Source organism: Pseudomonas sp. SDO5522_S412, assembly GCF_054071215.1.
This window is the reverse complement of sequence record NZ_JBSVWQ010000244.1, coordinates 1-8,384: the sequence shown is the minus strand read 5'-3', so window position 1 is coordinate 8,384 and position 8,384 is coordinate 1. Positions and strand designations below refer to the sequence as shown.

The 8,384-nt window shown below is 62.1% G+C and carries 5 protein-coding genes; 3 read left to right on the top strand and 2 right to left on the bottom strand.

Going from position 1 to position 8,384, the window contains the following annotated elements; genetic code table 11:
* Positions 1-413: 413 nt before the first annotated feature.
* A complete protein-coding gene (locus tag ACW9I6_RS28195) occupies positions 414-1,577 on the top strand; it encodes a type III PLP-dependent enzyme (protein WP_003215969.1) in 1,164 nt (387 codons plus the stop codon).
* Between the two features lie 66 nt (positions 1,578-1,643).
* Here the strand turns inward: ACW9I6_RS28195 and ACW9I6_RS28190 are convergent, their stop codons facing one another.
* Both ACW9I6_RS28190 and ACW9I6_RS28185 read right to left on the bottom strand, forming a co-directional pair.
* Positions 1,644-2,444 carry a tetratricopeptide repeat protein gene (locus tag ACW9I6_RS28190; RefSeq protein ID WP_457340079.1) on the bottom strand — a complete coding sequence of 267 codons (801 nt, stop codon included), beginning with the start codon at positions 2,442-2,444 and terminating at the stop codon, positions 1,644-1,646.
* A 2-nt stretch (positions 2,445-2,446) separates the two neighbouring features.
* Positions 2,447-3,127 (bottom strand): Fe2+-dependent dioxygenase, encoded by a 681-nt coding sequence (locus ACW9I6_RS28185; RefSeq protein ID WP_457340078.1) that lies wholly within the window; start codon positions 3,125-3,127, stop codon positions 2,447-2,449.
* Between the two features lie 219 nt (positions 3,128-3,346).
* On the opposite strand from ACW9I6_RS28185, the gene ACW9I6_RS28180 reads away from it, so the two are divergent.
* Positions 3,347-5,641, top strand: a complete 2,295-nt coding sequence (locus ACW9I6_RS28180; RefSeq protein ID WP_307521079.1) for a TonB-dependent receptor — start codon at positions 3,347-3,349, stop codon at positions 5,639-5,641.
* 135 nt (positions 5,642-5,776) lie between these two features.
* On the top strand, positions 5,777-8,302 hold the full coding sequence (locus ACW9I6_RS28175) for a PepSY domain-containing protein (RefSeq protein ID WP_177008719.1): 2,526 nt from the start codon (positions 5,777-5,779) through the stop codon (positions 8,300-8,302).
* Positions 8,303-8,384 lie beyond the last annotated feature (82 nt).

Below are 8,384 nucleotides of genomic sequence, written 5' to 3'. Positions count from 1 at the left end.
CCGGATGCATTGGCTGATACACCGCATTCGCGAGCAAGCCCGCTCCCACATTGGATCTTCACTGTACCCGCAACACCTCAAATTGCCCCTACCGGGGAACATCAATCCGTCATACCGGTCGGTTACATAAGTAGCTGCACGCGGCCGCACGACGAACGCGTGCAAAAACGCGACATTTTTAGTTGATCTATAGCCCCTCACGTCCTAAAGTTCGCGCCGAACGTCCATGCTGGAAACGATCCATCCGGCTCAAGTACTGACGACGAGACAGCAAGGCCAAGGGAAGCGGTTGATCCCATGGCCTTTTTGCTTTCGGCGACATGCCTTGGGAAGTAGGCGAACCAAAGTGGGGATACGGAGGACGTTCATTTGCACCCATTGATCAATCTAGTTTGCCAGTAGGAGTTCCCAGCATGTCGATCCAGGTCGAAGACTATTTCGCGCGCGCCACTTTTGACAAAATGAAGGCGTTCGCCGACACCCAGGAAACCCCGTTCGTGGTGATCGACACCGCGATGATCAGCCAGGCCTACGATGACCTGCGCGCCGGTTTCGAATTCGCCAAGGTGTATTACGCCGTCAAGGCCAACCCGGCCGTCGAGATCATCGACCTGCTCAAGGACAAGGGTTCGAGCTTCGACATCGCGTCGATCTACGAGCTGGACAAGGTCATGGACCGCGGCGTCAGCCCCGACCGTATCAGCTACGGCAACACCATCAAGAAATCCAAGGACATCCGCTACTTCTACGAGAAGGGCGTGCGCCTGTTCTCCACCGACTCCGAAGCCGACCTGCGCAACATCGCCAAGGCCGCCCCGGGTTCGAAAGTGTATGTGCGTATCCTCACCGAAGGCTCGACCACGGCCGACTGGCCGCTGTCGCGCAAATTCGGCTGCCAGACCGACATGGCCATGGACCTGCTGATTCTCGCTCGCGACCTGGGCCTGGTGCCTTACGGCATCTCCTTCCACGTCGGCTCGCAACAGCGTGACATCAGCGTGTGGGACGCGGCGATCGCCAAGGTCAAAGTGATCTTCGAGCGCCTGAAGGAAGAAGACGGCATCCACCTGAAGCTGATCAACATGGGCGGCGGCTTCCCGGCCAACTACATCACCCGCACCAACAGCCTGGAAACCTACGCCGAGGAAATCATCCGCTTCCTCAAGGAAGACTTCGGTGACGATCTGCCGGAAATCATCCTGGAGCCGGGCCGTTCGTTGATCGCCAACGCCGGGATCCTGGTCAGCGAAGTGGTACTGGTTGCGCGTAAATCCCGCACCGCCGTCGAGCGCTGGGTATACACCGACGTGGGCAAATTCTCCGGCCTGATCGAAACCATGGACGAAGCCATCAAGTTCCCGATCTGGACCGAGAAGAAAGGCGAGATGGAAGAAGTGGTCATCGCCGGCCCGACCTGCGACAGCGCCGACATCATGTACGAGAACTACAAGTACGGCCTGCCGCTGAACCTGGCGATTGGTGACCGGATGTACTGGTTGTCCACCGGTGCGTACACCACCAGCTACAGCGCAGTTGAATTCAATGGCTTCCCGCCATTGAAATCGTTCTACCTGTAAACGCACGCCCTGATCGTTCCCACGCTCTGCGTGGGAACGCATCCGGTGACGCTCTGCGTCACGCCGTTAGAGCGGACGCAGGGCGTCCAGGGCGGCATTTCCACGCAGCGCGTGGGAACGATCAAGTTCAATCGCATGCTCTTGATAGATCTCGGCCATTGCCCGTATCTGCGGCTCATTGGCGGCACACAACGCCTTGTGCGCCACCCGCAAGAACTTCAAATTCCCGCCCGCCAGTGCCTTGTGCAACCATTCCAGTGCCGTTTCTATCTCGCCCCGGTCCGCCAACACCGCCGCATAACTGAACTGCCCGCGAAAATCCCCGCCTTCTGCTGACTGGCGATACCACGCCACCGCCGCCTCCAGATCCCTCGGGCAGTACTGCCCTTCTTCCAGATAACGCCCCAGCAGGTTCATCGACTTGGCATGGCCCAGTTCCGCCGCCTGTCGATAACACGCCAGCGCCTGGGTTTGATCCTCGGCAACCCCGCGCCCGGTCGCCAGCAGGTTGGCGTAGTTGTACAAACCCCAATCCAGCCCGGCCTCGGCCGCCCGACGATATTCCCGGGCCGCCGCCACGGCATCCGCCTCGCAACCCCAGCCATGCTCCAGGCAACGCCCGAGCATATTGCGCGCCATCAAATGCCCGCCCTTGGCGGCGATGCGGAACCAGCGCATTGCCAGTGCTTCATCGCGCTCGATGCCGCGCCCTTCCAGCAGGATTTGCCCGAGCAGCGCCTGGGCATCCACCACGCCCTCTTTCGCGGCGATCAAAATCGCCTGGGCGGCGCGCACCGGGGAGTCGTCGAGCATGCTCTGCAATTGCTCAACGTTGAGGACTTCTTCACGGCGCAATAAAAAGCCCACGGTCAGACCTCAACCCAGCGGCGCAGCAGGTTGTGATAGGTGCCGGTGAGCTGGATCAGCGCGGGGTGGTCGGGCACGTCGCGGCTCAGTTGCTGGATCGCCCCGTCCATCTCGAACAGCAAGGTGCGCTGGCTGTCCTCGCGCACCAGGCTTTGGGTCCAGAAAAACGAGGCGTAGCGCGCGCCGCGGGTCACGGCGTTGACCTTGTGCAGGCTGGAGCCGGGGTACAGCACCATGTCGCCTGCCGGCAACTTGACCCGCTGCAGGCCGAAGGTGTCCTGGATTTCCAGCTCGCCGCCGTCGTAGTCGTCGGGGTCGCTGAAAAATACGGTGGAGGAAAGGTCAGTGCGCACCCGCTCGTGGCTGCCCTTGGACTGACGCACGGCGTTGTCGATATGGAAGTCGAAACTGCCGCCGGCGGTGTAACAGTTGACCAATGGCGGGAAGACCTTGTGCGGTAACGCCGCTGACATGAACAGCGGATTTTTCCACAGTCGATCGAGGATCGCCGCGCCGATTTCCTTTGCCAGCGGGTGGCCTTCCGGCAGTTGCAGGTTGTGTTTGGCCTTGGCCGATTGGTGCCCGGCAGTGATTTTGCCGTCGGCCCACTCGGTGTGCGCCAGGGCTTCGCGGATGCGCAGCACTTCCTCGCAAGAGAACAGGCCGGGAATGTGCAGCAACATGGAGGCATTACCTGAAAACAGTGAGACGCCAATGGTAGTGATTCTTATTGACTGTGTACAACCCTACTCCCGCCCAAAGGACGAACGAGATCGTCAAAACCGTAAGCAAAAAGTGTAAAGAACGTAAATTCAGTGCGAATAGTAATGTATCGCAATTGATATGAAGTCTTGTTCTCCCTATATTCCGCGGCCTCACCTCCTTGGGGAAAGGACACACTCATGCCGCGCACTTCGATAAAAACACCTGCCAGTTCACCACGTTTGCTGGCCTCGGCCATCGGCGTTGCCATCAGCGCCAGCTCTGCCGCCCAAATGGCGCAAGCTGCTGAAGACATCGAGCAGAAAGGCGAGCGCAACAGCATTTCCCTGGGAGCCACCAGCATCACCGGCCAGGAACAGGACAGCACGTCCTACCAGGTCGAAAAAGCCTCCTCGCAGAAGTACACCGCGCCGCTGGTAGATACTCCGCGCTCGGTCACCGTGGTGCCGCAGCAAGTGCTCAAGGACACCGCCGCCACTTCGTTGCAGGACGCCTTGCGCACCGTGCCGGGGATTACCTTCGGCGCCGGTGAAGGCGGCAACCCGCAGGGCGACCGTCCGTTCATTCGCGGCTTCGACGCCCAGGGCGATACCTACCTCGACGGCGTGCGCGACACGGGCGGCCAGAGCCGCGAGATCTTCGACATCGAATCCATCGAAGTCAGCAAAGGCCCCAACTCGTCATTCGGCGGCCGCGGCTCGGCCGGCGGCAGTCTCAACCTGGTGAGCAAGACGCCACAGGCGCGGGACTTCACCAACGGTGGCTTCACCTACGGCTCCGACCAGACCCGCCGCTATGTGCTCGACGTCAACCGTCAGTTCCTCGACAGCGCGGCCTTCCGCCTGAACCTGATGAGCCACGAACAGAACGTCGCCGGGCGTGATGCCGTCAACTACGACCGCTGGGGCGTGGCGCCGTCGCTGACCTTCGGCCTGGGCACTCCGACCCGAGTCAACTTCAGCTACTACCACATGGAAAGCAACGACCTGCCGGATTCGGGCATTCCGTATGGCTACAGCAACAGCGGCGCAAGAGCCGCCCACGTGCATGACAAGCCAACCGACGGCGGCGACAGCAACAACTTCTACGGCCTCAAGGATCGCGACTTCCGCAAGACCCGCGCCGACATCAGCACGTTCTCCATCGAGCACGACCTGAACGACAACATGACGCTGAAAAACACCCTGCGCCACGGCAACACCGGCCAGGACTATATCGTCACCCAACCCGACGACAGCCAGCACAACGTCAACCAGTTCGGCACCGTGTGGCGCCGCGCGAACACCCGCGTGTCCACCACCGAGACCACCACCAACCAGACCGATCTGTTTGGCAGCTTCCAGGCGCTGGGCTTCAAGAACACCTACTCCACCGGGCTGGAATTCACCGGCGAAGAAACCCGCTACAGCGGCTACACCGTCAGCCCGAACAGCAACCCCGGTTGCCCGGCGCCCGGCAAAGGCGGCCAGTGCACCTCGCTGGCCAACCCGAACCCGGACGATGCCTGGACCGGCAGCATTGCGCGCAACTACAACGGCACCAACACCAAGGCCACCAGCCGTGCCGCCTATGTGTTCGACACCATCGAGCTGGACCCGAAATGGCTGCTGAACGTCGGCCTGCGCTACGACACCTTCGACACCGTGGCCAACACCAATGCGGTGCCGACCGCCACCGTCAAGGCCCGCAGCAAGATCAAGAACGACAGCCAGTTCTTCAACTGGCAGGCGGGCCTGGTCTGGAAGCCGGTTGAAAACGGCAGCATCTATGCCTCCTACGCCACCTCAGCCTCACCGGCCGGCGGCCTGGTAGGTGAAGGCGCCGACGGCAACCCGCTGTCTGCCGGCGCCGCCACCAGCGACCTGAAACCGGAAGAGACCGTCAACTACGAGCTGGGCACCAAGTGGGACATGTTCCACGACCGCCTGTCCCTGACCGCCGCGGTGTTCCGCACCGAGAAGAAAAACACGCGGATCCTGGTGGACGCGCTGACCTATGAAAACGGTGGCGAATCCCGCGTCGACGGCCTGGAGCTTTCCGCCAGCGGCAAGCTGACCGATCAATGGCAAGTGTTCGCCGGCTACAGCTACCTGAAAAGCGAACTGGTGGACCCGGGCCTGAACGGTCGTAACGGTGTCGTCAGTGCCGGCTCGAACAAAGGCAACCAGATGCCCAACACGCCGAAGAACACCTTCAGCCTGTGGACGACGTATGACGTGACACCCAAGCTCACCATCGGCGGCGGCGCGTTCTATGTCGACGAGGTCTACGGCGATGCGGGCAACACCGTCTACGTGCCGTCCTACACCCGCTACGACGCCATGGCCAGCTACAAGCTGACCAAGAACGTCGACCTGCAGTTGAACGTGCAGAACCTCACCGACAAGACCTACTACGACAAGGCCTATGCCTCGCATTTTGCCAACCAGGCAGCCGGTCGTACGGCCCTGCTGACCACCAGTTTCCATTTCTAAACCGATACAAATGACTGCACGAAACCCCACGCATCGGATGCGTGGGGTTTTTGCGTGTAAAAAAGAATCTTTCTCGACAACTCGCGGCATAATGCGCGCCGTGAAACACCTAACCTGATGACGAGGCCGTACGACGTGTTGAAGAAAACCCTGTTCCAGTTGCATTGGTTCTTCGGCATTACCGCCGGGCTGGTGTTGGCCTTGATGGGGATCACCGGCGCAACGGTGTCGTTCCAGGATGAAATCATCGAGTTGCTGAACCCGACGGTGTTGACGGTGGAAAAGCGTCCGGCCGGGGTATTGCCGCCCGCTGAACTGGTGCACCTGCTGGAAGCCCGTGAAGGCAAAGTCGTGTCGATGCTCACGGTGCAGCCCGACAGCACCAACGCAGCCAAGGTCTGGTTCACCCCACCGCCCGGTGAACGCCGCGGGCAGATGCGCTACTTCGACCCGTACACCGGCGATTACCTGGGCGATGCCGTCGGCCAGGACTTCTTCGGCTTCGTGCTGCAACTGCACCGTTTCCTCGCCATCGGCGACACCGGCCGGCAAATCACCGGCGCCTGCACGCTGATCCTGGTGTTCTTCTGCCTCTCGGGCCTGTACCTGCGCTGGCCGCGCCAAGTGGCAAGCTGGCGTGCATGGCTGGCGGTGGACTGGCGCAAGAAAGGCCGTAGTTTCAACTGGGACCTGCACTCGGTGTTCGGCACCTGGTGCCTGCTGTTCTATCTTCTGGCGGCACTCACCGGACTGTTCTGGTCCTACGAGTGGTACAGCAACGGTATGACCAGACTGCTGTCCGACGCGCCGCAGAACGAACGCGTACGCAAGCGCGGCCCGGCCCCCGAAGGGCCTGCGCCGGTGGCCAATTACGCCGCGATCTGGAGCAGCATCTACAGCAACGCCGGCCCCGGCTTGAGCGGCTACAACATCCGCATGCCCGCGGTCGCCGGCCAACCCGCCACCGTCTACTACCTGCTGAAGACCTCGCCCCACGATCGCGCGCTGAACCAGATCAACCTCGACCCGGGCACCGGCGAAGTCAAATCCCATGACACCTACGCCGGCAAAAGCTTCAAGGCGCAGATCCTGACCAGTATCTATGCGCTGCACACCGGCAGCTACTTCGGCCTGCCCGGCCGGATCATCCTGACGTTCAGCGCGCTGCTGATGCCGCTGTTCTTCATCACCGGCTGGCTGCTGTACCTGGACCGCCGCCGCAAGAAACGCCAGGTGCGCGATGCCCGCAAAGGCCTGACCGGCAACCACAGCGACGCGCCGGCCTGGCTGATCGGCTTTGCCAGCCAGAGCGGCTTTGCCGAGCAACTGGCCTGGCAGACCGCCGGGCAGTTGCAGGCCGCCGGCGTGCCAGTGAACGTGCAGTCGCTGGGCAGCGTCAGCGAAGAGGATTTGCGCCAATCGAGCCATGCGCTGTTCGTGGTCAGCACCTTCGGCGACGGCGAGGCACCGGACAGCGCCCGCGGTTTCGAGCGCAGCGTGCTCGGCCAGGACCTGTCCCTCAAGGGCCTGAACTACTCGGTGTTGGCCCTGGGTGATCGCCAGTACCAACACTTCTGCGGCTTCGCCCGGCGCCTGCATTTCTGGCTGACCAACCAGGGCGGCAACCCGCTGTTCGCCCCGGTGGAAGTCGACAGCGGCGACACCGATGCGTTGCTGCACTGGCAACAACAACTGGGCCAACTGACCGGCCATGCACCCGCTGCGGCGTGGGCCAGCGCGACCTATGAAAACTGGACCCTGAAGCAACGCACCCTGCTCAACCCGCACAGCAGTGGCTCCGGCGTCTATTTGCTCGGGCTCACCCCGCCAGCCCCCCGGGACTGGCTGGCCGGCGACCTGGTGGAAGTGCTGCCACGCAATTGCCCATGGGCCATCGAACACTTCCTGGAAGGCCTGGGACTGGCCGGCAGCGAAGGTGTGGTAGTCGACGGCCTTGCACACACCCTCGACCAGGCCCTGGCCGGCCGCCAACTGCCGGACAATCGCGCACACCTGGTGGGCCTGCATGCCCAGGCGCTGGTCAATGCACTGGTGCCGCTGGGCATGCGCGAATACTCCATCGCCTCGATTGCCAGCGACGGTGTGCTGGAGCTGATCGTGCGCCAGGAGCGTCACCCCGATGGCAGCGTGGGCGTGGGTTCCGGCTGGTTGACCGAACATGCACCGCTGGGTTCGACCATCAGCCTGCGAGTGCGGCGCAACAGTGGTTTCCATCTGCCGACCGAGCCGCTCCCGATGATCCTGCTGGGCAACGGCACCGGCCTTGCCGGGTTGCGCAGCCTGCTCAAGGCGCGGGTTGCCGACGGCCAGCAGCGCAACTGGCTGCTGTTTGGCGAACGCAATATCGCCCATGACTACCACTGCCAGGACGAGCTGCAAGGCTGGCTGGCCAGCGGTGACCTGGCGCTACTGGACCTGGCCTTTTCCCGGGATCAGGCAGAGAAAATCTACGTGCAGGATCGCCTGCGCGAATCAGCGGATGTGCTGCGTAAATGGGTGGCGGATGGCGCCGCGATTTACGTCTGCGGCAGTTTGCAGGGGATGGCGGCGGGTGTGGATCAGGTGCTGCACGATGTGCTGGGCAGCGAAGCCGTCGAACGCTTGATCGAGCAGGGCCGCTACCGCCGGGATGTTTACTGACCCCCTGAAGATACACCGGTCAAAATGTGGGAGCGGGCTTGCTCGCGAAGGCAGTGGATCAGTCCATACATCTGTTGACTGA